Source organism: Paraburkholderia fynbosensis, assembly GCF_902859935.1.
Lineage (GTDB): Bacteria > Pseudomonadota > Gammaproteobacteria > Burkholderiales > Burkholderiaceae > Paraburkholderia > Paraburkholderia fynbosensis.
Map to the genome: position 1 here is coordinate 66,299 of NZ_CADIKI010000003.1, position 23,812 is coordinate 90,110.

Below are 23,812 nucleotides of genomic sequence, written 5' to 3' on the forward strand. Positions count from 1 at the left end.
CAGGGAAATGCAAAAAAACACGGTGTGGGCCGGCAGGGCAAAAACAACGGCCAGATGCGCACGTCAGCGTGCAACGGCGCTCGTCGCATTCGCGCTCGTTGCGTCGTCGGCGTTGAGCGGCTGCAGCTCGCTTTACTCCGAAGGTGCCGTGGCAGGCGCCGGTATCGCGGGCGCGGCGGTCGCGACGAAAGTCACGAGCAACGCGGCAGTCGCCACCGGCATCGGCCTCGGCGCAGTGGCGGCGGCCCGCGCCGGCGTGCAGTATTCGGAGCGCGTGGTCCATCGGAATACGCAGGACAGCATCGCCAGAGCGGCCGGACCGCTCGAGGTCGGCGCGGTCGCGCCATGGGGCGTGACCCACTCCTTCCCGATCGAAGACGATCAGCACGGGCGCGTCACCGTCAGCCGCGCAATCAGCACGGGCGCGCTCGACTGCAAGGAAATCGTCTTCTCCGTCGACGAGACCGCCACCAAAAACGTCCCCGCGAGCAGCGCGTTCTTTGTCGCGTCGGTCTGCCGTGACGGCGAGAACTGGAAGTGGGCGTCGGCCGAACCCGCCACCGAACGCTGGGGCGCGCTGCAATGAAGACGCTCTCGCTTCGCGTCTCGCGCGCGGCGGCTCGCGCACGTGTCGCGCGATTGTCCGGCAACCGTCTGCGGCTGATCGCGGCCGGCGCGCTCTGCGTCGGCGCAAGCCTGCTGACGAGCGGCTGTTCGTCCGTCGGCGCCGCGAGCGGCGCGGCGGCGGGCGTTGCATCGGGTCTCGTGACCTCGAACCCGGCCGTCGCGATCGGCGTCGGTATCGCCGTGCAGGCCGCGACAGACGAAGTCGTCGGTCGCTACATGCGCAGCATGCACAAGGACCAACAGGACCTGATCGCCGCGTTGGCAGGCGCGATGCCGGTGGGCGAGACGCGGCCCTGGTCGGTCAAGCACACGCTGCCCATCGAGAACGGGCACGGCGAGGTGCGCGTGACGCGCGCGTTCGGTTCGGCGCTCGCGCTGTGCAAGGAGTTCGTGTTCTCGGTGAAGGACGGCGACGGGCCGAACGCGCCGCAAGCCTGGTTCACGGCGAGCGCTTGCCAGCAGGACAAGGGCTGGAAGTGGGCTTCGGCCGAACCGGCGGTCGAACGCTGGGGCAATCTGCAATAAAAAAGCGGCGGGGTCTCCCCTGCCGCTTTCGCACGAACCGCCTTCCTTGTCTTGTCTGTCTGAATCAATCAGACCCGCTACGCCTCAAGACTCCACGTCTTCCAGACTGAAGATTTCGGTCTGGTCGTTGTACGAGAAGATCTCGCCATAACGGCCCCAGTTGATCACCGCGTCGAGCGTTTCTTCTGCCGCGCTGTCCGACAGAAAATCTTCCAGCTCCTGCTCGAAGCGCACGCGCGGCGCGCGATGCCCCGGCCGCTCGTTCAACACCTTCTTAATCCGCGCGGCGAGCGGCACGTGCCGCAGCAGATGCTCGGCGAACATCATCTTGCGTTCCTGCGTACCGAATTCGGAGAACACGCGCGCGGGCGGCGTCAGGAAAATATCGCCTTCGCGCACGTCGGCAAAACCCAGATGCTGCAGCACTTCGGCCACCGGGAACAGGTCGTCCACCTCCAGATGCAGCGAGCGCGCGATTTCCGGCATGTCCGCGCGGCCGTGATACGGCGCGGCGGCCAGCGTCTCGATCAGACCGGCCATCAGGTTAGTCGACACATGCGGCAGCCAGCTATGCAGCTCCAGCCCCTTCTTGGTCTTTTCGTCGGTCTGACGCGCGGTCATCTTCGCGTAGATGTCGTCGACCAGACGCCGGAACGCCGGGTCCAGCCGGTTGCGCGGATGCTTGAACGGCACCTTGATCTCGGCGATCACGCGGCCCGGATTCGACGACAGCACCAGAATCCGGTCGCACATGAACACCGCTTCCTCGATGTTGTGCGTGACGATCAGCACCGCCTTGATCGGCATGCGGCCTTGCGTCCACAGATCGAGCAGATCGGTGCGCAGGGTTTCGGCGGTCAGCACGTCGAGCGCGGAGAACGGCTCGTCCATCAGCAGCAGCGTGGGGTCGACCACCAGCGCGCGTGCAAAGCCGACGCGCTGCCGCATGCCGCCCGACAACTCGCGCGGATACGCGTTTTCGAAACCGTCCAGACCGATCAGGTCGATCGCGGCCAACGCGCGCGTGCGCCGCTCGGCGGCGCCGACGCCTTGCGCTTCGAGACCGGCTTCCACGTTCTGCAGCACGGTCAGCCAGGGGAACAGCGCGAAGGTCTGGAACACCATCGCGACGCCCTTCGCCGGGCCGTCGAGTGGCTTGCCCATATACGTGACTTCGCCGTCGGTCGGCTCGATCAGACCGGCGATGATGCGCAGCAGCGTCGACTTGCCCGAGCCCGAACGGCCCAGCAATCCGACGATCTCGCCTTCGCGCAACGACAGGTTCGCGGCGTCGAGCACGAGCAGCTCGCCCTGCGTCTTGTTGAAACCACGGCACACGTCCTTGACACGCAGGATCTCTTCGCCGAGGCGCGGCGGCTTCGGCGGCGTCTGGGTCGGCGCGGCGGTCATAGCAGCTTTGGGATTTTGCATCGCGTTATGCCTTCATATCTCAATCGAGCCGGAGCTTGGCTTCGGCGTAGGCGTACATCGGACGCCACAGCAGGCGGTTGAACAGGGTCACGAACAAGGACATCACGGCGATGCCCACGATGATCTTCGGATAGTCGCCCGCCGCGGTGGTCTGCGCGATGTACGCGCCCAGCCCGTGAGCGGCCACCTTCGTATCGCCCCACTGGACGAATTCGGCCACGATGCTCGCGTTCCATGCGCCGCCCGACGCGGTGATCGCCCCGGTCACGTAATAAGGGAAGATGCCCGGCAGCATCGCCTGACGCCACCACTGCCAGCCGCGGATGTGGAAATTCTTGGCCGCCTCGCGGTAGTCGTTCGGATAGGAACTCGCGCCGGCGATCACGTTGAAAAGGATATACCACTGCGTGCCGAGCACGATCAACGGCGACAGCCAGATGTCCGGGTTCAGATGGAAACGCACGATCATGATCACGAACACCGGAAACAGCAGGTTCGCCGGGAACGCGGCGAGGAACTGCGCGAGGGGCTGGATCTTTTCCGCCAGCGCCGGGCGCAGGCCGATCAGCACGCCGACCGGCACCCAGATCACCGAGGCGATCGCGATCAGCACCACCACCCGCAGCAGCGTGATGAGCCCGAGCACGAGCACGTGGCCGACCTCTTCGAGCGTCACGCCGGTGCGCACATAGAGGAACACGCGGTACACCACGTAGACGGTAGCGATCAGCACGAACGCCGCCCACAGGATGTCGCCGAGCTTCGAACTCTTCTCGCGCTGCGGAATCTGGAAGCGCGGCGCGCTGAACGCCGGCAACTGGAAGCGCACCCGCGCGGCCTTCGCGAACATCCAGCCGATCGGCACCAGCAGGCGGTGAATCAGGCGCGTGCGGCGAATCAGGTCGAGCAGCCAGGACTCCGGCGCGTCGCCCGAACTGGTGGTTTCCATGCGGAACTTGTCGGCCCACGCGACGAGCGGACGGAACAGGAACTGGTCATACGCGAGGATCACGACCGTCATCGCGAGGATCACCCAGCCGATCGCATGCAGGTTCTTCTCCGAGATCGCCTGCGCCAGAAACGCGCCGATGCCCGGCAGCGTGATCGTGTTGTTGCCGACCGTGATCGCTTCGGAGGCGACCACGAAAAACCAGCCGCCCGACATCGACATCATCATGTTCCAGATGAGGCCCGGCATCGAGAAAGGCACTTCGAGTTTCCAGAAGCGCTGCCACGAGGTCAGATGAAAACCGCGCGACACTTCGTCCAGATCGCGCGGCACCGTGCGCAGCGACTGATAGAAGCTGAACGTCATGTTCCACGCCTGGCTCGTGAAGATCGCGAAGATCGCCGCGAGTTCGGCGCCGAGCACGCGGCCCGGAAACAGCGCGAGAAAGAACGTGACCGTAAACGAAATGTAGCCGAGCACCGGCACCGACTGCAGGATGTCCAGAATCGGCACCAGCACGAGGCCGGCGCGGCGGCTCTTGGCCGCGAGCGTGCCGTAGACCAGCGTGAAGATGAGCGAGGCGACCATCGCCGCGAGCATGCGCAGCGTGGTGCGCATCGCGTACTCGGGCAGGTTCGCCGGATCGAGCGAGATCGCCTGGGTCTTGAGCGTCGACATCGGCGCAAGGGTTTCGTGAAAGCCGATCGCCGCCATCGCGATCATGCAGATGATCAACGGAAAGGCGACGAAGTCCCAGCGATTGGGCAGCACCCGCCATGCCGACGCATTGGCGGTGCGCTTCAGGTTAAAACTGAAATCCATTAGATGCCCCCCCCTTCGATGCAGGCACTGGTTCGCTCGAAGGAGGCCGCGGCTTCGGCGCGGCGGTCTGAAGATCGGTCCGGAAAGCGGAAATCATGCATGGGAAAACGCGTGTGCGCGGTAAATCGTTAGCGTTGGAGACACGTGGGCCGGTAACGGACGTGTCATGGACGAGCCGTCCAGGACCACCCCATCACGCCGGACTCCTGTCGCCGCAGGCGCCGCCCGAAGGCTGGCGAGCTTTCCTTGTTTTGGACGGCACGACACTACACCATCCTATGTTTCAGGCACAACCTTTCACGGCAAATCGCGATAAATCGCCCCCGCCCGCGCCACGCCGGCCTTGGCCGGCGCCGCGGCACGTTGGCGCGAACCGTCGATCGTGGTGCGTGAGCCACAGCGCGGCTCATCGCCGCCACGCCGGCCACACGCGGCGAACCACCCGGACGACCCACGCAGCCATCAAGAATCCGGCTCGCGTGCCGTTAAGAGCCGGACAGCCTTCGTTTATGCACTTCGCATTCCCGCAATAACGGTGGCGTCTGGCCCCATGCCGGTTAAAATCAGAAAATGACGCGCATGTTTGTCAGCGTGCGGTTTATCCCGGGCCGCAGCGGCGGCGCGGGCAGCCGCTTCCTAAGGGTCGACACAGCGCCTGCGCGCTGCCACGAATGAGCTAGTTGCATGTCACAGCCAGACGGATCAGAGGGTCGATGAACGGGACAACCTTGCGCCAGGCAACCGGGCCGGTCAGCTTCGTGCTGATCGTACTGGTTTGCTGGTTTGTGGCCGGCATGGTCGCGGACCGGATGGTACAGCAAGAGCTGGACGCGGCGCTGCGCGCGCAGCGGCAAATGTCCGCGTCGATCGTCGACAACATGGCCGAGGTGATTGCCAGCGACCTCGCCATGTCCCGCGCCATCCCCGCAACCATGGCCGAAATGGACGTGGTCCAGCGCGCCCTGGTGCAATCCCAGAATTATGCCGCGAACAGCGAGGCGGCGGAACCCGCCCTGCGCGCCGCGCTGCTAAAAGATGCGCGAATGACCACGGTCAGCCGCTTCCTGCACGACGCACAAGGTTTCTCCGGGCTCGACCAGGTCTGGCTCGTAAACGCCAACGGCATTTGCGTGGCGTCGAGCAACTCGATCGACAACCCGATCGCGGCGGAGCACTCGTTCGTCGGCGTCGACATGCGCATGCGCGGCTATCTGACGAGCGCGCTGCTCGGCGCGTTCTCGGAAGCGTATGGCGTCGGCCGCACGAGCGGCGAGCCGGGCATCTTCATCGCCGCGCCGGTTTACGCGGAGGGGTTGCTGGTCGGGGCGGTGGTCGCCAAAGTGGGGATCGCGCGGCTGCGCCACTGGGTTGCGCACGCGGGCACCTTCGTCGCCGACGACAACGGCGTCATCATCATGGCGCACAACAGCGAACTCGAAGGCCATACGCTGCCGAACTCGCGCGTCACGCAGATGAGCCCCGCCGAGCGCAGGCTCGTCTACCACCGCGAAACTTTCCCCGGCATGCAGATTCGCGTCGCCGCCCAGGTGCGCGAACAGGCTCCGTGGGTGCCCGCGGCGGTCGCCGGCCAGTTGTTCGGCATGAGCGAGCAGCGGATGCCGGCGCTGTATCAGGACCGCGTCGGCCTGAATTCGGGGCTCTCCGCGCATCTGGTCGACCCGCTCGCGGCCTGGCCGGAACTGCTGCGCAATCACAAGCGCGACCATCTGCTGGTGTTTCTGACGCTGGCTGGCACGGTCGCGCTGGCGTGGGTGATCACCGTGTCGTATGTGCGCGAGCGGCGCCACCATCGCGCCACGCGCGACCTCGCCGAGCAGTTGCAGGCGGCCAATACGCTGCTCTCAGCGGAAGCGCGCCACGACGTGTTGACCGGCGCGCTGTCGCGGCGTTACTTCCTCGATCTGCTGCGCCACGAGATCGAACGCGCGCATGCGAACAACGAGCCGCTGTGCATGGCGATCGCCGACCTCGATCACTTCAAGCAGATCAACGACCGCTTCGGCCATGCCGCCGGCGACCGCGCGCTCGAACATTTCGTCGACACCTGCCGCGCCGAACTGCGCGGCGCCGATGCGATCGGCCGGCTCGGCGGCGAAGAGTTCGGCTTGCTGCTGCCGGCCACCGGCCTCGCCAGCGGCCGCGACGTCGTGGAACGCTTGCGCCTGCGTCTGAAAGCGGTGCCCTCGCCGAAGCTGCCGCCCTCGGTGGGCTTGAGCGTGAGCATCGGCATCACCGAACTGTCGCCGGACGATCTGCCCGAGCGCCTCATGAGTCGTGCCGACACCGCGCTCTATGCCGCGAAAACCGGCGGCCGCGACCGCACCGAAGCGCTGCCGCCCGACGACACCGCACCGCCCGCACGCACGGTAGCGAACGTCTGGTAAAGCGCCGGCTGGCGCCCTTCCTGCGCCTTTCTCCCCTGCCGCTCCCGCGCGCCGATGTGTGCTTCGACCGACATAGCGCAAGCGCGCAGCGCGGAGCTTTCCGTAACGAAGCAGGTATGATCGACTCTGACATCGAGGTTGACGCTACCGATTTAACGGGAGATTCGCATGAAGGGAAATTTGGTCATCGTCTGTCGCGATCAGGATGCTGACGCGTTCGATCATCTGCTGGCGGAATACGGTGCGTTCCAGACGCGTCTGTCGTCTACCGCGTGGTACCTGAAGCTGGCCGTCGCGCCGGAGCTGATTCAGGAAGAGATCCTGGCGCGCCTTGGCAAATACACGACGCACTATATTTTCGAAGCGGAAACGGTGACATGGAACACGGTGGACAGTGACGCGGCAAATGCATTGAACACGCTGTTCTCGGACTAGTCCCCGCTTGAGCGCCACGCTCGGAACGATGCGTCCGGGGTTCATCAAATCGACTATCAATACGGTGCAGACGCATCGCGTCCGCACCGCCTGGCATTTACCAGAGAACTACCACGCGCTTTCCGAAGCCGCCGCCACGCGCGGCAACGCCTCAAATGGAAAGCTCATCAAAACCCGCAAGCCACGGCCGCCGTGGTTGCCGATCTCCCACTCTCCGCCCGCACGCCGTACCAGCCGCTCGACGATCGCGAGCCCGAGTCCGCTATGGCCGTTGCCGCCGCGCGCCGGGTCGAGCCGCACGAACGGCCGGCTCGCGTTGAACAGATCCTGAGCGGCGATGCCGCTGCCGTTGTCGCTCACCGACAGCGTGAAGCCTTGCGCCGTGCGCGCGGTGGCGACGGTGACCGGCGGCGCGCCGTATGCGTGCGCGTTGTCGAGCAGGTTCGACAGAATCCGGTCGAGCGTGGCGGCGGGCAGCAGGAACGCCGGCCCCGCGTTAAGTTCGGTCAGCACGCTGGGCGCACCGGCGGCCACCGCGCGATAGCTGCGCACGACCCGCTCGCACTGCATGTCCACTTCGACGGCTTCGCTGCGATCGGCGCCGTCATGCGCGAACACGAGAAACTGTTCGACGATATGCGTCATCGAATCGACGTCGCGCACCACGCCGTCGCGCATCTTCACCTCGTCCATCATCTCGGCGCGCAACCGCAAACGCGCCAGCGGCGTTTTCAGATCGTGCGCCACACCGGCCAGCATCACCGCGCGATCGTTCTCGGTGCGCGCCACTTCCTGAACCATCTGATTGAAGCCGTGCGTGAGTTGCCGCAATTCGCGCGGACCGCGCTCCGGCACCGGCGGCACCGGCAGGCCGCGGCCGAAGCGCGCCACCGCCTGGGCCAGCGAGCGCAGCGGCTGCTGCAACGCCCAGGCGGCGAACAGCGCCGCCATCACCGCGAACGAGAAGATGATGACGAGCCACAGCACCGTACGGTCGAGCGAGCGTGGCATGCGCAACGGCTGCATCGGCACGACGATCCAGCTGTGATCGTTGGCCGCGCGCACCCATAGCGCGGGCGGGCGGCCCGGCAAGCCGACCCGCACCTGGGTATCGGAAGGCATGCGCTCACGCACGTCCTCGACGAAACGTTCGAGCGGCGGCGGCATCTCCGTACTCTCGGGCGGCACGTCCGGGCTCGCCGGGTCGACGAGTCTGACGCGCGACGGCAACGGCTGGTCCGGCGTACGGGCGACGTGCTGGCGCACCGCGTCGACGAGGAAGGTCGCTTCCTCGACCGCGTAGCGCGTTTGCAATTGCGAGCGTTCGAGCCGCATCAGCGCGTACCAGGCGAAGTGCGACAGCAACAGCACCGCGACGACTAGCAGCGCGAGTCGTCCGAACAGCGAATCAATGGGCCGGCGCATGTTGCTCGCCGTCGGGCACGAACACGTAGCCGCGCCCGCGCACGGTCTGAATGAAGCGCGGTGTGGACGGGTCGGTTTCGAGGATACGGCGCAGGCGCCACACCTGCACGTCGATGCCGCGGTCGGTGCCGTCGTATTCGGGACCGTGCAGCAGTTCGAGCAGGCGCTCACGCGTGAGCGTGCGCATCGGGTGATTGACGAAGATCTTCAGCAACGCGAACTCGCTGCCGGACAGCGTGAGCGGCTTGTCTTCCAGATGCAGCGTGCGCGACTGGAAGTCGAGCGTGAAGCGACCGAAGTTGAACGGCTCGCGCTGCTCCGGCGCCGCCGCCGACGGCAACGTACGGCGCCGCCGCAGCACCGCCTGGACGCGCGCGAGCAACTCGCGCGGATTGAACGGCTTGCCGAGGTAGTCGTCCGCGCCGAGCTCGAGGCCGACGATGCGGTCGACGTCGTCCGCGCGCGCCGTGAGCATGATCACGGGAATGTCGTCGCCTGACGCGCGCAGCTTGCGCAGCGCCGTGAGTCCGTCGACACCGGGCATCATCAGATCCAGCACGATGAGGTCGGGACGTTCGCGTTCGAGCCTGCGCTCGAGGGAGCCCGCGTCGTGCAGCACCGACACTTCGATGCCCTGGCGGGCCAGATAGTCGCGCAGCAGGTCGCGCAATTCGACGTCGTCGTCGACAACAAGTATTTGAGTAGCCATGGAATGAAGTTTAACGCGCAGCAGGAAGGGTTTTCGTTAACCGATGCCCCTCAAGGGTTACCGGGTGTTACTGTGAAAGGCAGGCGTAATGGTCCGTAATAGCCGCATCAAGCCACGTAACACAGCCATCGGCGAGCTTCTCTACGCTGTGCCTTACCGAATGCACGCAGTCCACATGACCGGTTGCATCGTCGGCTATTCCATTACAAGGAGCCTTATATGTCCATCAAAAAGATGTCGCGCGTTCTCGCCGTTGCCACCACCGCCCTCGCCATCGGCACGGGTGCCGCCTTTGCCGCACAACCCGCCTCGCCTGACGGCCACGGCGGTCCCGGCGGCTGGCATGGCCACTTCATGAAGCAGCTGACGCAACTGCACGACCAGTTGAAACTGAACGCGGATCAGGAAAAGCAATGGCAAACCGCGCTCGACACGATGAAGCAGGGCCACGAAGCGATGCGCGCCAATCACGAGCAGATCAAGAGCCAGTTCAAGGCTGCGCAGCAACAGCCGATCCTCGATCTGAACGCGATGGCCGCCGCGCATCAGCAAGTCGAGCAGAAGGACGCGCAACTGCGTCAGCAAACCACCGACGCATGGCTCAAGTTCTATGACGGCTTGAACGATCAGCAGAAGACCACCGTCAGCACGGCGCTGAAGCAGCGCTTCGCGAAGATGGAATCTCGCCACGAGAAGATGCGCGATCGCTGGGAGCATCACAAGGGCGCGGCGTCGGCGCCGGCCGCGAATCAGTAAGCGGCGCGAGCGAGCAGCAAGGCGGGCCTATGCGGCCGTCTTGTTCCTGTCGATGCAAATAGAAACGCCACGGAAAAATATCCGTGGCGTTTTTGCGTGGTGCTACTGGCTTCTGTTTTGCGACGGCAAGCTCGTTCCACTTTCATTCATTAGCGCAACGAAGACCCGCCGACACGATCCGTCGATCAGCCGTTCATCTCAGTTCAGTTGACCGAGATCAAACAGCAGCACTTCGGAGTTCTCGCCCTTCTCGAGCGTCACCGTATCGGTTTCGCTGAGCTTTGCGGCATCGCCTGCCTTAAGCGCTTGCCCGTTCACCGTCAGCGCACCGCGCGCCACGTGCACGTACGCGAGACGGCCCTTCGGCAACGCAAACGTGGCCGCTTCCGCACCGTCGATCAAACCCGCATAGATCGATGCATCCGCGTGAATCGTCACCGAGCCGTCACGGCCATCGGGCGACGCGACCACACGCAGCCGGCCGCGCTTGTCGGCGGCGTCGAAACGCTTTTCCTCATAGCCGGGCTGATCGCCCGCGCGCTTCGGAATCACCCAGATCTGCAACAGATGCGCGGGCTCGTCCTGCGATGCGTTGAACTCGCTATGCTGCACGCCGGTGCCCGCGCTCATGCGCTGCACGTCGCCGGGACGGATGGTCGAGCCGTTGCCCATGCTGTCGCGATGAGCGAGCGCGCCTTCGAGCACATACGTGACGATCTCCATGTCGCGATGGCCGTGCGTGCCGAAACCCTCGCCGCCGGCGATGCGGTCTTCGTTGATCACGCGCAGCGGGCCGAAATGCACATGCTGCGGGTCGCGATAGTCGGCAAACGAGAAGCTGTGATACGAGTCGAGCCAGCCGTGGTTGGCGTGGCCGCGTTCTTCGGAACGGCGAATCTCGATCATGGAAATACTCCCGGTATGTAAATAGCGATGACGAGAATGTAGGGGCAGCGCGGCCGCCAAACAATCAGGCGCGAGTGCACCGGATCGTTCCATAAATACGGGCAATCGGGCGCGGGCGTGGTGGGCGGACGTTCGGGCCAGGACTGCGACGGCGAAAGAGCCGCCCTCGCCGCGAAACCGCCAAGCCGCCAAGCCGCGCGAGACCCGCAAACCTCGCGCAAATCCCATACGCGAGCCGGCGCCCGGCCGGCGCAAACGCAAATCCGCACAGGAGCAAATCCACGCGGGGCACAAACCTGCCCAAAACTAGCCGACGCGAAAAGGACGCGCCACCGCCACGCTCGCCGCAATCGGAGCAAATCACCCGCAACGTCGCGCACGCACAACGCCAACAACGGCCAGTTAGCCGTCATCGGCGTCCTGCCTGACGCCTTGCCTCTGTTCGGGTAAAATACCGCGCTTTTCAAGATGCGTGGGCGCCCAAGTACGCCAGCGGACCCGGCATGGTTGGCCGCGAGGCGCTCGCGCGCAGGCTTCGGGTCCGCGCCGGGTTTCCTCGACGCCTCAAAAATGCCGCCGCCAAAGCGCAGCAGCATCCCGCGCGGCGCAACAATTTTGACCGCCTAGAATAGCGACGGCCGGCCCAGCGCCGGCGGTCGCCGGGTCATCCCAAGACGATCAGTTTGATCCAGGAGAAACATGAAGAAGTTCGCACTGTGCGTGGCGCTTGCGCTCATGGCCACCGGCGCGATGGCGAAAGAGTGGAAGACCGTGCGCATCGGCGTGGACGCCAGCTACCCGCCGTTCGAATCGAAAGCGCCGAGCGGCGAGGTCGTCGGCTTCGACGTCGATCTGACCCGCGCGCTGTGCGCGAAGATGAACGTGAAGTGCGTTTGGGTCGAACAGGATCTCGACGGCATCATTCCCGCACTGAAGGCCCGCAAGTTCGACGCGATCGTGTCGTCGCTGACCGTCACGGACAAGCGCCGCGAACAGATCGACTTCTCCGACAAGCTGTTCGACGCCCCCGCCCGCATGATCGCCAAGGCTGGCTCGCCGCTCCTGCCCACGGTCGAGTCGCTGAAGGGCAAACGCGTCGGCGTCGAGCAGGGTTCGACTCAGGAAGCCTATGCCAAGGTCTGGTGGGAGCCCAAGGGCGTGATCGTGGTGCCTTACCAGAATCAGGATCAGGTGTACGCCGATCTCGGCTCGGGCCGCCTCGACGCCGCGCTGCAGGACCAGATCCAGGCCGACGCCGGCTTCCTGAAGACGCCGCGCGGCAAAGGCTTCGGCTGGGCCGGTCCGGCGGTGCAGGATCCGAAGACGATCGGCGACGGCACGGCCATCGGCCTGCGCAAGACCGACGCCGATCTGAAGGCGATGTTCAACAAAGCGCTGGCGCAAGTCCACCAGGACGGCACCTTCGAGAAGCTCGAAAAGCAGTACTTCGAGTTCGACATCTACCCGGGGCATTAAGCCGGGGCGCCGGGCGGTTGCCGCGCAAGCGGCCCGCAGCGGGTAGCAAGCAGCACAAAATAAGCAGCACGCAGCATCCGCGAGACTCGGGGCTCGCCCGCATGGGCTTTCCCGGGGCTTCGTACTAGAGTCGGAAAGTCAGTCAGTCGGCAGTAGATTCAAACCGTTTCGAGACAAGTTTCCCAACAAGCGCGCTGCAAGGCCGGCAACGTCCATGCAGTCATGATTTGCACAGCGGTGCGCTGTGCGCCGCAGGTCACAGCGAGCATCCGGCTCGCGGCAAACGCGGCGCAGAGCTGGCCGCGTCTTTCGCGGTGCGTCGCAAACGCATCGTCAAGGACCCCATATGTTTCTTCAAGGCTACGGCCCGCTGCTTCTCAACGGCACCTGGCAAACCGTCAAACTGGCGGTGTTGTCGCTGGTGTTCGCCTTCGTGCTGGGCTTGCTCGGCGCGGCGGCGAAACTGTCGAAGAACCGCCTTTCCTACGGCGTCGGCACGGTGTACACGACGCTCGTGCGCGGCGTGCCCGATCTGGTGTTGATGCTGCTGCTGTTCTACAGCATCCAGATCTGGCTGAACAACCTGACCGACATGCTCGGCTGGGACCAGATCGACATCGATCCGTTCGTGGCGGGCGTCGCGGTGCTCGGCTTCATCTACGGCGCGTACTTCACGGAGACCTTCCGCGGCGCGTTTCTGGCGGTGCCGCGCGGCCAGCTGGAAGCGGGCTCGGCCTACGGCATGACGAGCTGGCAGGTCTTCAGGCGCGTGATGTTCCCGCAGATGATGCGCTTCGCGCTGCCCGGCATCGGCAATAACTGGCAGGTGATGGTCAAGGCCACCGCGCTCGTGTCGATCATCGGTCTTGCGGACGTCGTCAAGGCTTCGCAGGATGCCGGCAAGGGCACGCTGCGGTTCTTCTTCTTCACTTTGCTCGCAGGGGCGATCTACCTCGCCATCACCACCGTGTCCAACTTCGTGCTGATATACCTCGAAAAGCGCTACTCGACCGGCGTGCGAAAGGCGGATCTATGATCGCGATCATTCAGGAATACTGGCGCAACTATCTCTTCACCGACGGCTACCGCTTCACCGGCCTCGCGATCACGCTGTGGCTGCTGGTGGTGTCGATCGGTTTGGGCTTCTGTCTGTCGATTCCGCTCGCGGTCGCGCGGGTGTCGAAGAAGAAGTGGCTCGCCGGCCTCGTGTGGCTGTACACGTATATCTTTCGCGGCACGCCGCTCTACGTGCAGCTGCTGCTCTGCTACACCGGCCTGTACAGCCTCGAAATCATCCGCAATAACGAGCTGACCAACGCGTTCTTTCGCGACGGCATGCATTGCACGCTGCTCGCCTTCACGCTGAACACCTGCGCGTACACCACCGAGATTTTCGCCGGCGCGATCAAGGCGACGCCGTATGGCGAGATCGAAGCGGCGCGCGCGTACGGGATGTCGTCGTTCACGCTGTACCGGCGCGTGATTCTGCCGTCGGCGCTGCGCCGCGCGCTGCCCTATTACAGCAACGAAGTGATTCTGATGCTGCACGCCACCACGGTCGCCTTCACCGCGACGGTGCCGGACATCCTCAAGATCGCCCGCGACGTGAACTCCGCGACTTATCAGTCGTTCAACGCGTTCGGCATCGCCGCCCTGCTCTACCTCTGTATTTCTTTCGCGCTCGTGTGGCTGTTCCGCCGCGCCGAGCGCCGCTGGCTCGCTTACCTGCGGCCGCAAGGCAAGTAAAACCGGGCACCACCGTGCCCCTGGCAAGTAAGCTCGTCAAGGATCCTGATGAACACCAAGAAGCAAAAGCTCTTCGTCGACGAGCTTCACAAGCAGTACGGCGATAACGAAGTTCTCAAAGGCGTGTCGCTCAAGGCCAACGCCGGCGACGTGATCAGCGTGATCGGCTCGTCCGGCTCGGGCAAGAGCACGATGCTCCGCTGCATCAACTTTCTCGAACAGCCGAACTCGGGGCGCATCTTCGTCGACGGCGAGGAAGTGCGTACGCAGATCGGCAAGGCCGGCGCGCTGCGCGTGTCGGACCCGAAGCAGCTGCAGCGCGTGCGCACCAAGCTGTCGATGGTGTTCCAGCACTTCAACCTGTGGTCGCACATGAACGTGCTCGAGAACATCATCGAGGCGCCGGTCAATGTGCTGGGCTTAAAGCGCAAGGACGCCGAAGAGCGCGCCCGCGAGTATCTGGAGAAGGTCGGCCTCGCGCCGCGTCTGGAAAAACAGTATCCGTCGCATCTGTCGGGCGGCCAGCAGCAGCGTGTCGCGATCGCGCGCGCACTGGCGATGCATCCCGACGTGATGCTGTTCGACGAACCCACCTCGGCGCTCGACCCGGAACTGGTGGGCGAAGTTTTGAAGGTCATGCAGACGCTCGCCGAAGAAGGCCGTACGATGATCGTCGTCACCCATGAAATGGCATTCGCGCGCAACGTGTCGAATCACGTGATGTTTTTGCATCAGGGCCGCGTCGAAGAAGAAGGCCATCCCGACGAGGTATTCAAAAACACGAAAAGCGAACGCCTCAAACAGTTCCTTTCCGGAAGTCTCAAATAATGACCGCTCAAAGCCCGATACTTGGGCTTTAACCGCATTAGTATTACAAGGCGCTTACGAGCGCCTTTTTTTGCTTTTCTCCGCGCATATTTGCCCTAGGGGCCGCGAAACCCGCTCCGGGCGGGCCTCGCCCCTCGTCAGACCGCCCTACTCTGCCACTTTAAAATCGTCAATAGTGGCAATCCTTAATCTTGCCCCCGCCGAACCATGATTCCCTTGCCGGATAAGGGTTTGCACGCTTTTCCCAGCCTACGCAACGAGTCATTGCACACATTCTTATTGCAATTTGGAGACACCACCAAATGCCGGTACTAATTTCTTCTCCCACTCCAGGGTATTTTTGCTAAATTAGTAACCAAAGTAGCAAAACAAAGTTGATTAAAAGTAGTTTCACTTCAAAGCACAGAGGAGAACCGGTCGGCGAGGGATCGGCATGACGAGCAGATAGCCCGAAGGCTACACGTCACGGCAGGAGACCCAATCCACCCGCTAATCTCCCTGGTACCACCGATTTCTGTTCGGCACGGCTCGTGTCCGAACACCATTCGCAGTACTGGGTTTCATTTTTTGACAGGGTATGGAGGAGAAGATGAAGAAAGCTTTGCTCGCCGCTGCGCTGATGTCGGCCGGGGTTGTCGCACACGCTCAAAGCAGCGTCACGCTGTATGGCCGCCTTGATGCGGGCATCGAATACATGTCGGGTGTTCCGACCGGTGCGAACGCCAATGGCGCGGCCAATGGCAAAACGAACCGCTGGAAAGCTGAAAGCGGCGACTGGGGTACCAGCCTGTGGGGCTTGAAGGGCGTTGAGGACATCGGTGGCGGCAACAAGGTCCTGTTCCAATTGGAAGGCTCGTTTAACACGATGACGGGCGCGGGTCCTGGCGGCGGCGGTCTCTTCAATCGTTGGGCAACCGTCGGCCTGGCGAACGACCAGTACGGTACGTTCACGATGGGCCGCATGCTCTTCATCTCGAACGGCGTGTGGGACTTCGACCCGTTCGGTCAGTCGAACTGGTCGTCGGCATCGCTGGTGCGTGGCCGCAACTGGCCGCAATCGAGCAACAACTTCGCGTACCAGTCGCCGAAGATCGCAGGCTTTGACTTCTACGGTCAATACGCTCTGTCGAACGCAACGGCATGGAACGGCAACGGCACGACCGCACAAGGTCGCGAAGCCGGCGCACAGGTCACGTACACGAACTCGCTGTTCCAGGTCCGCGGTATTTACGACGAAATCCGCAACCCGACTACAGGCGGTCTGTGGGGCGGCGCAGTTGCCAACAATGGCATCAATACGGCTAATACGGGTAACGGCGTTTTCTCGGCATCGCGTGAATACTCGGCGCTCGTAAACGTTTTCCTCGGCCAGTTCAAGATTCAGGCGGCTTACCAAGCTGTCCGTTCGGCAGGTGCAACCGGCGTACTGCCGGGGCAGCCGACCACGCTCGATCATGAATGGGGCGGTGTGACGTGGCAAGCAACGCCGGCTGCAGCGCTGATTGCAGCGGTCTACCACGTGAACGGCAACAATGGCGCAGGCAATGCGACGATCTACACGGTCGGCGGCTCGTACAACCTGTCCAAGCGCACGCTGCTGGATCTGCAGGTGGCAACGGTGCAAAACAGCCGTGCAGCCAACTTCGGTCTGAACGCGAACAACGCAGGTTACGCCGCTTCGACGGACAACCCGCTGCAAGGTCGCGCGCAATCCGGCGTGTACGCAGGTATTCAACACTCGTTCTAAACGAACGAAGCGCCCCGAAAGAATTTCCTTCGGGGCGCATTCAAGACTTCTTCAAGAGAATCTTTTTCACGCTGCTGCGAGAGGCGCGTATCGGTGCAATATCCGCAAGGGTATTGCACCGTTTTTTATTTGTGCGCGCGGTTTTGCCGTGGTCCCGACGCACCGGCTCGGTGCGTGCGTGGATCAGAGAGGGCAAGACCGGCGTTTGCTACCTTGTTCTTCGATACGGCGATTTTGCGAAGCCGCACGCTCGCCTCAGACCGCCGCTTCGTTTTCTTCGCCGGTACGGATACGGATCACGCGCTCCACATCCGCGACGAAAATCTTGCCGTCGCCGATCTTGCCGGTGCGCGCCGCGCCGATGATCGCGTCGATGACCTGGTCGCACTGATTGTCCGCAACCACCACTTCGATCTTCACCTTCGGCAGAAAATCGACCACGTACTCTGCACCACGATAGAGCTCGGTATGGCCTTTCTGCCGGCCGAAGCCCTTGACCTCGGTCACGGTCAGCCCGGTGAGGCCGACTTCAGCGAGCGCCTCGCGCACTTCGTCGAGTTTGAACGGTTTGATGACTGCAGTGATGCGCTTCATGGCGGACCTCGTCTCGTGACTGGAAGAGTGAAAGGGAAATGGGTGATTTTTATTCTACGCCGCGCCGGATGCATTGCGGCATTCCGGCGCGTGCTTCGGATTTGCTTCGCGTGCGGCAGCAGTGCTGCGCCGCGTCTCACTCTACCGGCTCGGTATAGCGTGAGGTGATCGGATAGCGCCAGTCGCGGCCAAACGCGCGATGCGTGACGCGAATGCCGATCGGCGCCTGACGGCGCTTGTACTCGTTGACCTTGATCAGGCGCGTGACGCGTTTCACGTCGTCGGCCGCATAGCCCGCGGCGATGATTTCAGCGAGCGAGCGATCCTCCTCCATGTACATGCGCATGATCGCGTCGAGCACTTCGTATTCGGGCAGGCTGTCCTGATCGGTCTGGTTTTCGCGCAGTTCCGCCGACGGCGCACGCGTCAGAATCCGTTCGGGAATTACATCGCGCTTCTCGAACGTCGTCGCTTCGTTGCGATAGCGGCACAGGCGGTACACGAGCGTCTTGGCGATGTCCTTGATGACCGCGAAGCCACCGGCCATGTCGCCGTACAACGTGCAGTAACCGACCGCCATCTCGCTCTTGTTGCCCGTGGTCAGCACGATCGAGCCGAACTTGTTCGACAGCGCCATCAGCAACGTGCCGCGAATGCGCGCCTGAATGTTCTCTTCGGTGGCGTCTTCAGCGCGGCCCGCGAATTCCTCCGCGAGCGAGCCGCGGAACGCGTCGAACATCGGCGCAATCGCGATTTCGTCGTAGCGCACGCCGACACGGCGGGCCATGTCGGCGGCGTCGGTGGTCGAGATGTCGGCTGTATAGCGCGAGGGCATCATCACCGCGCGCACGCGATCGGCGCCGAGCGCGTCGCACGCCACGGCCAGCACCAGCGCCGAATCCACCCCGCCGGACAAGCCGATCAACGCGCCAGGAAAACCGTTCTTGTTGATGTAGTCACGCACGCCCATCACGAGCGCCGCATACACCTGCGCTTCGAGCGACTGCTCCGCGGCGATCGCGCCAGGCACCGGCACACCGTTGTCAAATTCGACGATCGCGGTCGCTTCCTCGAACTGCGCCATCTTCGCGATCAACGCGCCTTGCGCATCCAGCACGAACGAACCGCCGTCGAACACCAGCTCGTCCTGCGCGCCGACCATATTCACGTAGACCATCGGCAGGCCGGTTTCGCGAATCCGCGCACGCAGAATGTCGAAGCGCACCGCTTCCTTGTTCAGGTGATACGGCGAGCCGTTCGGAATCAGCAACACTTGCGCGCCCGCCGCCTTCGCCATCTGCGCGGCCGATGCATGCCACGCGTCTTCACAGATCACCACCCCGTACTTCACGCCGTCGAGATCGAACACGAACGGCTGCGGGTCGGACGCGAAGTAGCGCTTCTCGTCGAACACTTCGGTATTGGGCAAATCCTGCTTGCGGTAGGTGCCCTTCACTTCGCCGTCGACGATCAGCGACGCCGCGTTGAACGTATCGACCGGCGGCACGCCGCGCTCGATCGGCGCGTTTGCATTACCATGGCCGTGCGCTGCGTCGCGTGAAGGATGGCCGACGATCACATGCAAGCCGCTGAACGGTTTGAGTTGCACGGCGAGATCGGCCAACGCCGCCGCGCTCGCGGTATAAAACGCGGGACGCAGCAACAGATCTTCGGGCGGATAGCCGGATAGCGCGAGTTCAGGCGCGATCAGCAGCTTCGCACCATCGTTGTGCGCCGCGCGTGCGGCTGCGACAATCTTGGCGACGTTGCCGGCGAAGTCGCCGACAGTGACATTGATTTGAGCAAGAGCGATTCGGGTCTTCATGGCAGGATCGACAGGCAAGCCAGGTGGCTTGCGAGTACCGCGGCTGGTTGGCTCGACGGAACGGACAAATCGGATAAACAAACGACGCGGTCATCACGACACCGCGCCGCTCATTGGGAACAGTCACACAGATTGAACCAGGAACGCTTCGATTATCGCACGGGCATTCTGGCGTCGCCCTCCGAGGTGGACGCCGCCGAATGGAATGCCCTCCTCGCGCAGCAGTCGCAACCCACGCCGTTTCTGCGGCACGAGTTTCTGAGCGCGCTGCATGCGACCCAATGCGCGGTCGCCGATACCGGTTGGGCGCCGCAATTCGTCACCCTGACCGACGCCCGCACGGGCAAGCTCGCGGCGGCCGCGCCGGTGTATCTGAAGGGGCACTCGTACGGCGAGTATGTGTTCGATTGGGCATGGGCCGACGCGTACAAGCGCAATGGCTTGCCGTATTACCCGAAGCTGCTGTGCGCGGTGCCGTTCACGCCGGTGCAGGGCAACCGCTTGCTATCGACGGATGCGCACGCATTGCGGCATCTCGCGGCCACGCTGATGGCGTTCGCGGAGCAGGCCGACGTGTCGTCGCTGCACGTGCTGTTTCCGACCGAGACCGAAGCGAACGCGCTGACCGGCATGGGCATGATGCAGCGCGAAGGCGTGCAGTTTCATTGGCTCAACGACGGCTATCGCGACTTCGACGATTTCCTCTCGACGCTCGAACAGAAAAAGCGCAAGAACATTCGCGCCGAGCGCCGCAAGGTTCACGAGGCGGGTGTGACGATGCGCCGGATTCGCGGCGAGGACATCCAGGACGCCGACTGGCGTTTCTTCAGCAAGTGCTATCGGCAGACGTACCGCGAGCATTTTTCGAGTCCGTATCTGAACCTCGATTTCTTCCGCATGATCGGCGCGACGATGCCGGAGAATCTGCTGCTCGTGATCGCCGAATACGCAGGCAAGCCGATTGCGAGTTCGCTCGTGGTGTATCAACGCGACGCGGCAACTGGCGGCACCTTGTATGGCCGCTACTGGGGCGCGTTGGAACACGTGCCGTGTCTGCACTTCGAAACGGCGTACTACCAGCCGCTTGAATTTTGCATCGAGGAGAAGCTCGGCGCGTTCGAAGGCGGCGCGCAAGGCGAACACAAGATGGCGCGCGGTTTCCTGCCCACGGTGACGCGTTCCGCGCATTGGCTCGCGCATCCGGCCTTCGCCGATGCGGTCGGCCATTTCCTCGACAACGAAAAGAACAGCATCCACGCCTACGTGGATGAGCTGCGCGAACACAATCCGTTCAAAGGGTAAAGCGCGTTTATGGCGTGGTTTCTTTATCTGCTCGAATGCTCGGACGGCAGCGTCTATACCGGCATCGCCGTCGATGTGCAGGCGCGTTTCGACAAGCACATGAGCGGCATGGGCGCGCGTTATACGCGCTCGCGAAAACCGGTGCGGGTGCTGGCGTCGTTCGAACTCGCGGACCGCTCGAGCGCATCGCGGGCGGAGTATTGGGTCAAGCGCTTGCCGGCAGTCGATAAGCGCGCGCTGGCGGCGGGGTTGCGGACGATCGAATCGGTGATGCCGGTGGCGGAGCCGACCGCTGAAGAGACTGAAGCGACACGTGAGGAAAGCGACGCCGCGTGATGACGCTGATTCGACGTATTGCGGCGCCCTCACCCACTACCCCCTCGCCTCCCGCATCCTCTCGGTCAACAATCGCTGCATCCGCGCGAGCTCGCCCACCGCATCGGCTTCGAGCGACGTCAACGTGTCCCGCGCGGGAAGCTCATGTCGAACCGGCCGCAAGGTCCGGTTTAACGCCGCATCGATATCGGCGCTCACCTGCGCGACCCATTCTTCAAGTCCATCGTGCCGGTCGCGCCGGTTCGTGCTCAGACGCAACTGTGTCGCGGTGCCGGCCATTCTGCGCAACAGGCTGAGGACCGTCAGCGTCACCGTATCGACCATCGTATCTTCGAGTTTTTCGAGGCGAATCCGTCCGATCGCTTCTTCGGCGTTATTGCTGCCGAGACCGGCGGCGCGGCGCAAACGCTCCATGTCCTTCGCGCTGCGATGTGGCGACTCCAGCGCGGCACGCAGATACGCCACATTCGCACGCACCGCCTCGCCCAGATAGGCACGGTAGTCGGCCTTTTCACGCGTCGGCCACAGATAAAAAGTCGCGAGCAGCGCGAGCACGCAGCCGAGCACGTTATTGCCGAGCCGCGTGAGCGCGAATGAGAATTCGTTGGCGCCCGGCGTCGCGAAGTCGGCGACGAGCACGAAGGTCGGCGTGAGAAACAGCACGAAGAGGCTGTAGCTGACGGGCCGCAATGCCATGGTCGCCATCACCAGCGGAAAGACCGCGAGCGATATACCGAGCGGCGAATGAATCGCGTAGCCGATAGCCGCCGCCAGCACGCCGCCGACAATGCTGCCCGCCGCGCGCTCGATGCTGCGCGGCCACGTCGCGGCAATCGACGGTTGCAGGATCAGCAGCGTCGCCATCGTGGCCCAGTAGCCGAACGGCAGGCCGAGCGCGCGGATCACCAGAAAACCCGTCGTGGTCGTCACACCGACGCGCGCCGCGTGCCGCAAGCCGACAGACTCACTCGACAGATTGGCCTTGAACGTCGCCCACGTGCGCGCCGCGAGACGGGTCGCGCCCTCGGTCCACCGTTCGGGCTTTGCATCGCGCGGCGCGAAATCGACCAGCTCGAAATCGGACTGCAACTTCACGGGTTCCATCAGCGCGCTTTCGAGGCGCGTCGCAAGACGGCGCAAGCGCGCCTGCAAATTCGCGAGACGCTCCCAGCGCGCGTCATTGGCCGCTGCGGCGATGGCGCGCAACACCTCGCCGAGCGCGCTCAACAGGCGGGCTGCGCGCTTCGCGCGCCAGGCGTCGTCGGGGACTTTCTCACTCGCGCCGGACACGGCGATCAGATATGCGAACAGCGCTTCCCCATCGGTCAGCAAGCCGAGCAGCGTGTCGTAGACCGGCCGGCCGTTCGTGCGCGACGCGGGCACCTTTGCCAGCGCCTCGCGCGAGCGCTCCAGCGCGGCGCGCGCATCGGCGCGGAATTTCGCGGCATGCGTGGCCCAGTCGCGCGGCGGCGCGCGGTGCTCCAGCAAACGCGCGCTGTCGAACGCGATGTCGGCGAGCCGCAGATACACGGCGCGCAGCGTCGAACGGCTCGTGCCGAAGGGATGAATGCGCCACACGCTCAAACTGAGCGCGACGGCAAACAGGCAGCCGACCAGGTAGACGCCGAGAAACGCGATGCCGGCGCGCACGTCGTGCACCGGCCGGTCAACCATCACCACGCAGGCGGTCGCGGCGAGAATCGTCACCTGCGAGGTCGCCGCGCCCCAGATGCGGCCGAACGCGCCGAGCGTCGTGAACACGAGCACCGCGAGCGCCGCGAACTGCGCCCCGGCGCCGGAGGCGAACGAGGTGAGGCCGCCGCACAAGGTCGACAGCAACGCGAAACCCATCATCGATGCAAAGCGCGCACGGTTGGAACCGGCGGCGTCGGCGAGACAGGTCCAGAAGGCGCCGATCGCGGCCCACGCGAAGACCGGATCGTGCAGCAGGTTGCCCACCGCCAGCATCGCCGTGGAGGCGCACGCTGCTCTCAAGCCTTCCGACAGACTGGCCTCGCTCGTTGCGAACGACACCATCCAGACCGGCCGCTTGCGATAGATCGCAGTGACGATCGCATACAGCCGGCTCGACCAGCGTGGCGACGACGGGTGGGACTTGCGGTTCATCATCCGGACGATGTGCTCCTGAAAACGCTCATCAAGCGTTGCGTTTGGCGCGAGGTCCGCGCTTCGATCCAGCCGAGCGCAACTGCGCTCGGAAGGTGGTCAATGTTACGGGTTAACACCTAAATATGAAAATGCCTTCGCCTCATCCCCGCGATGCACTGCGTCTATACGCTCGGCCATGCCGTCAGGGTCCATCTGCCTGATTGGATCATCGTGTGGCGGGATGAGCCGAGGGCTCGTTGACGCTTGGGGGTAGAGCATTCACTTGCCTTGCTGCGTCATCGTCTTTAATGGACTCCGCTTGGATTGTGGCGTCTTGCTTTAAAAATCCGCGGAGCAACGTCTAGTGTTCAGCAATAGGTCGGTGATACTCGACAGACGACGCCGACGCTCGAAGCAACGAACGACCGCCAGACAAACCATAATGTTTTTTCGCCGTGCCCTATACGGCGAGCTTCACCTAACGGGCTTCCATAACAATTCAAGTGAGGTTTTCGTGAGACATGCGCTGATGCTGACGGTTGGTCTGGCAGGCGCCCTATTCGTCAATTCAACCCGAGCCGCTGACATTAGCGGTGCAGGCAGCACTTTCGCCGCGCCCATCTACACCAAATGGGCAGGCGCTTATGTGGGCACGGGCGGCGGCAAGGTGAGCTATCGCGGTATCGGCTCAACGGACGGTGTCAGGCAGATCGTCTGCCAGTCAGGTCGAAACCACATGTCCTATGTCGCCATGAAACGTTGAAATTTTTGACTGGGCACTCACGAACGGTCAACAGGCCGCGGAGGATCTGGACTACGTTCCACTTCCCGCAGCTGTCGTCGACGAGGTCCGTGCTCA

At 63.6% G+C, this 23,812-nt stretch carries 20 protein-coding genes and 1 pseudogene; 13 read left to right on the forward strand and 8 right to left on the reverse strand.

The genetic code is table 11. The features are described from left to right. Positions 1 to 7: 7 nt before the first annotated feature. Together HV770_RS06005 and HV770_RS06010 are read left to right on the forward strand one after the other, a co-directional pair. Positions 8 to 586 (forward strand): hypothetical protein, encoded by a 579-nt coding sequence (locus tag HV770_RS06005; protein WP_175158552.1) that lies wholly within the window; start codon positions 8 to 10, stop codon positions 584 to 586. After that, entirely contained in the window at positions 583 to 1,152 is a 570-nt protein-coding gene (locus HV770_RS06010) for a hypothetical protein (protein ID WP_241991300.1), read from the forward strand. The genes HV770_RS06005 and HV770_RS06010 overlap by 4 nt, the downstream gene beginning before the upstream one ends. Positions 1,153 to 1,236: 84 nt before the next feature. Here the strand turns inward: HV770_RS06010 and HV770_RS06015 are convergent, their stop codons facing one another. Then, on the reverse strand, positions 1,237 to 2,583 hold the full coding sequence (locus HV770_RS06015; protein ID WP_175158553.1) for an ABC transporter ATP-binding protein: 1,347 nt from the start codon (positions 2,581 to 2,583) through the stop codon (positions 1,237 to 1,239). Between the two features lie 19 nt (positions 2,584 to 2,602). Beyond that, the gene (locus HV770_RS06020; protein ID WP_175158554.1) at positions 2,603 to 4,354 is read right to left on the reverse strand and encodes an ABC transporter permease; all 1,752 of its coding nucleotides are present in this window, start codon (positions 4,352 to 4,354) and stop codon (positions 2,603 to 2,605) included. A gap of 713 nt (positions 4,355 to 5,067) precedes the next feature. On the opposite strand from HV770_RS06020, the gene HV770_RS06025 reads away from it, so the two are divergent. Together HV770_RS06025 and HV770_RS06030 are read left to right on the forward strand one after the other, a co-directional pair. Continuing rightward, positions 5,068 to 6,759 carry a sensor domain-containing diguanylate cyclase gene (locus HV770_RS06025; protein ID WP_175158555.1) on the forward strand — a complete coding sequence of 564 codons (1,692 nt, stop codon included), beginning with the start codon at positions 5,068 to 5,070 and terminating at the stop codon, positions 6,757 to 6,759. 168 nt (positions 6,760 to 6,927) lie between these two features. Further along, on the forward strand, positions 6,928 to 7,194 hold the full coding sequence (locus tag HV770_RS06030; protein ID WP_074763386.1) for a double-stranded DNA-specific endonuclease: 267 nt from the start codon (positions 6,928 to 6,930) through the stop codon (positions 7,192 to 7,194). 108 nt (positions 7,195 to 7,302) lie between these two features. On the opposite strand, the gene HV770_RS06035 is transcribed toward HV770_RS06030, so the two are convergent. Beyond that, positions 7,303 to 8,619: an ATP-binding protein gene (locus tag HV770_RS06035; protein ID WP_175158556.1), complete on the reverse strand. Its 1,317-nt coding sequence runs from the start codon at positions 8,617 to 8,619 to the stop codon at positions 7,303 to 7,305. Continuing rightward, on the reverse strand, positions 8,603 to 9,328 hold the full coding sequence (locus tag HV770_RS06040; RefSeq protein ID WP_012432166.1) for a response regulator: 726 nt from the start codon (positions 9,326 to 9,328) through the stop codon (positions 8,603 to 8,605). Before HV770_RS06040 ends, HV770_RS06035 begins: the two co-directional genes overlap by 17 nt. A gap of 219 nt (positions 9,329 to 9,547) precedes the next feature. Here HV770_RS06040 and HV770_RS06045 point away from each other — a divergent pair, with 219 nt between their 5' ends. Beyond that, the gene (locus HV770_RS06045; protein ID WP_121316855.1) at positions 9,548 to 10,084 is read left to right on the forward strand and encodes a Spy/CpxP family protein refolding chaperone; all 537 of its coding nucleotides are present in this window, start codon (positions 9,548 to 9,550) and stop codon (positions 10,082 to 10,084) included. Positions 10,085 to 10,282: 198 nt separating this feature from the next. On the opposite strand, the gene HV770_RS06050 is transcribed toward HV770_RS06045, so the two are convergent. After that, positions 10,283 to 10,990 carry a pirin family protein gene (locus HV770_RS06050; RefSeq protein WP_175158557.1) on the reverse strand — a complete coding sequence of 236 codons (708 nt, stop codon included), beginning with the start codon at positions 10,988 to 10,990 and terminating at the stop codon, positions 10,283 to 10,285. 699 nt (positions 10,991 to 11,689) lie between these two features. On the opposite strand from HV770_RS06050, the gene HV770_RS06055 reads away from it, so the two are divergent. The 5 genes from HV770_RS06055 to HV770_RS06075 all read left to right on the forward strand — a co-directional run bounded on the left by HV770_RS06055 (position 11,690) and on the right by HV770_RS06075 (position 16,787). Next, positions 11,690 to 12,466 (forward strand): ABC transporter substrate-binding protein, encoded by a 777-nt coding sequence (locus HV770_RS06055; RefSeq protein WP_175158558.1) that lies wholly within the window; start codon positions 11,690 to 11,692, stop codon positions 12,464 to 12,466. Positions 12,467 to 12,812: 346 nt separating this feature from the next. After that, on the forward strand, positions 12,813 to 13,502 hold the full coding sequence (locus HV770_RS06060; RefSeq protein WP_175158559.1) for an ABC transporter permease: 690 nt from the start codon (positions 12,813 to 12,815) through the stop codon (positions 13,500 to 13,502). Continuing rightward, positions 13,499 to 14,212, forward strand: coding sequence for an ABC transporter permease (locus HV770_RS06065; RefSeq protein WP_121316851.1), 714 nt, complete (start codon positions 13,499 to 13,501; stop codon positions 14,210 to 14,212). The genes HV770_RS06060 and HV770_RS06065 overlap by 4 nt, the downstream gene beginning before the upstream one ends. A 48-nt stretch (positions 14,213 to 14,260) precedes the next feature. Further along, positions 14,261 to 15,040, forward strand: coding sequence for an ABC transporter ATP-binding protein (locus HV770_RS06070; protein ID WP_175158560.1), 780 nt, complete (start codon positions 14,261 to 14,263; stop codon positions 15,038 to 15,040). 589 nt (positions 15,041 to 15,629) lie between these two features. Next, positions 15,630 to 16,787, forward strand: coding sequence for a porin (locus HV770_RS06075; RefSeq protein WP_175158561.1), 1,158 nt, complete (start codon positions 15,630 to 15,632; stop codon positions 16,785 to 16,787). Positions 16,788 to 17,042: 255 nt separating this feature from the next. Here HV770_RS06075 and glnK read toward each other — a convergent pair whose 3' ends face one another. Together glnK and HV770_RS06085 are read right to left on the reverse strand one after the other, a co-directional pair. Continuing rightward, positions 17,043 to 17,381: a P-II family nitrogen regulator gene (gene glnK, locus HV770_RS06080; protein WP_006048444.1), complete on the reverse strand. Its 339-nt coding sequence runs from the start codon at positions 17,379 to 17,381 to the stop codon at positions 17,043 to 17,045. A gap of 136 nt (positions 17,382 to 17,517) precedes the next feature. Beyond that, positions 17,518 to 19,206: an NAD+ synthase gene (locus tag HV770_RS06085; protein ID WP_175158562.1), complete on the reverse strand. Its 1,689-nt coding sequence runs from the start codon at positions 19,204 to 19,206 to the stop codon at positions 17,518 to 17,520. A gap of 132 nt (positions 19,207 to 19,338) precedes the next feature. On the opposite strand from HV770_RS06085, the gene HV770_RS06090 reads away from it, so the two are divergent. Both HV770_RS06090 and HV770_RS06095 read left to right on the forward strand, forming a co-directional pair. Beyond that, positions 19,339 to 20,508, forward strand: a complete 1,170-nt coding sequence (locus HV770_RS06090) for a GNAT family N-acetyltransferase (RefSeq protein WP_175158563.1) — start codon at positions 19,339 to 19,341, stop codon at positions 20,506 to 20,508. Between the two features lie 9 nt (positions 20,509 to 20,517). Next, positions 20,518 to 20,844, forward strand: coding sequence for a GIY-YIG nuclease family protein (locus HV770_RS06095; RefSeq protein ID WP_175158564.1), 327 nt, complete (start codon positions 20,518 to 20,520; stop codon positions 20,842 to 20,844). 36 nt (positions 20,845 to 20,880) lie between these two features. Here the strand turns inward: HV770_RS06095 and HV770_RS06100 are convergent, their stop codons facing one another. Continuing rightward, positions 20,881 to 22,974 (reverse strand): FUSC family protein, encoded by a 2,094-nt coding sequence (locus tag HV770_RS06100; RefSeq protein ID WP_175158565.1) that lies wholly within the window; start codon positions 22,972 to 22,974, stop codon positions 20,881 to 20,883. 508 nt (positions 22,975 to 23,482) lie between these two features. On the opposite strand from HV770_RS06100, the pseudogene HV770_RS06105 reads away from it, so the two are divergent. Beyond that, positions 23,483 to 23,677, forward strand: a pseudogene (locus tag HV770_RS06105) (phosphate ABC transporter substrate-binding protein PstS); the annotation flags it as partial. Positions 23,678 to 23,812 lie beyond the last annotated feature (135 nt).

Coding starts and splice junctions, on each gene's coding strand:
- HV770_RS06005 (WP_175158552.1), top strand. CDS start 8: ATGCAAAAAAACACGGTGTGGGCCGGCAGGGCAAAAACAACGGCCAGA.
- HV770_RS06070 (WP_175158560.1), top strand. CDS start 14,261: ATGAACACCAAGAAGCAAAAGCTCTTCGTCGACGAGCTTCACAAGCAG.
- HV770_RS06065 (WP_121316851.1), top strand. CDS start 13,499: ATGATCGCGATCATTCAGGAATACTGGCGCAACTATCTCTTCACCGAC.
- HV770_RS06010 (WP_241991300.1), top strand. CDS start 583: ATGAAGACGCTCTCGCTTCGCGTCTCGCGCGCGGCGGCTCGCGCACGT.
- HV770_RS06030 (WP_074763386.1), top strand. CDS start 6,928: ATGAAGGGAAATTTGGTCATCGTCTGTCGCGATCAGGATGCTGACGCG.
- HV770_RS06035 (WP_175158556.1), bottom strand. CDS start 8,619: ATGCGCCGGCCCATTGATTCGCTGTTCGGACGACTCGCGCTGCTAGTC.
- HV770_RS06025 (WP_175158555.1), top strand. CDS start 5,068: ATGAACGGGACAACCTTGCGCCAGGCAACCGGGCCGGTCAGCTTCGTG.
- HV770_RS06055 (WP_175158558.1), top strand. CDS start 11,690: ATGAAGAAGTTCGCACTGTGCGTGGCGCTTGCGCTCATGGCCACCGGC.
- HV770_RS06045 (WP_121316855.1), top strand. CDS start 9,548: ATGTCCATCAAAAAGATGTCGCGCGTTCTCGCCGTTGCCACCACCGCC.
- HV770_RS06050 (WP_175158557.1), bottom strand. CDS start 10,990: ATGATCGAGATTCGCCGTTCCGAAGAACGCGGCCACGCCAACCACGGC.
- HV770_RS06085 (WP_175158562.1), bottom strand. CDS start 19,206: ATGAAGACCCGAATCGCTCTTGCTCAAATCAATGTCACTGTCGGCGAC.
- HV770_RS06095 (WP_175158564.1), top strand. CDS start 20,518: ATGGCGTGGTTTCTTTATCTGCTCGAATGCTCGGACGGCAGCGTCTAT.
- glnK (WP_006048444.1), bottom strand. CDS start 17,381: ATGAAGCGCATCACTGCAGTCATCAAACCGTTCAAACTCGACGAAGTG.
- HV770_RS06100 (WP_175158565.1), bottom strand. CDS start 22,974: ATGATGAACCGCAAGTCCCACCCGTCGTCGCCACGCTGGTCGAGCCGG.
- HV770_RS06060 (WP_175158559.1), top strand. CDS start 12,813: ATGTTTCTTCAAGGCTACGGCCCGCTGCTTCTCAACGGCACCTGGCAA.
- HV770_RS06020 (WP_175158554.1), bottom strand. CDS start 4,354: ATGGATTTCAGTTTTAACCTGAAGCGCACCGCCAATGCGTCGGCATGG.
- HV770_RS06075 (WP_175158561.1), top strand. CDS start 15,630: ATGAAGAAAGCTTTGCTCGCCGCTGCGCTGATGTCGGCCGGGGTTGTC.
- HV770_RS06040 (WP_012432166.1), bottom strand. CDS start 9,328: ATGGCTACTCAAATACTTGTTGTCGACGACGACGTCGAATTGCGCGAC.
- HV770_RS06015 (WP_175158553.1), bottom strand. CDS start 2,583: ATGCAAAATCCCAAAGCTGCTATGACCGCCGCGCCGACCCAGACGCCG.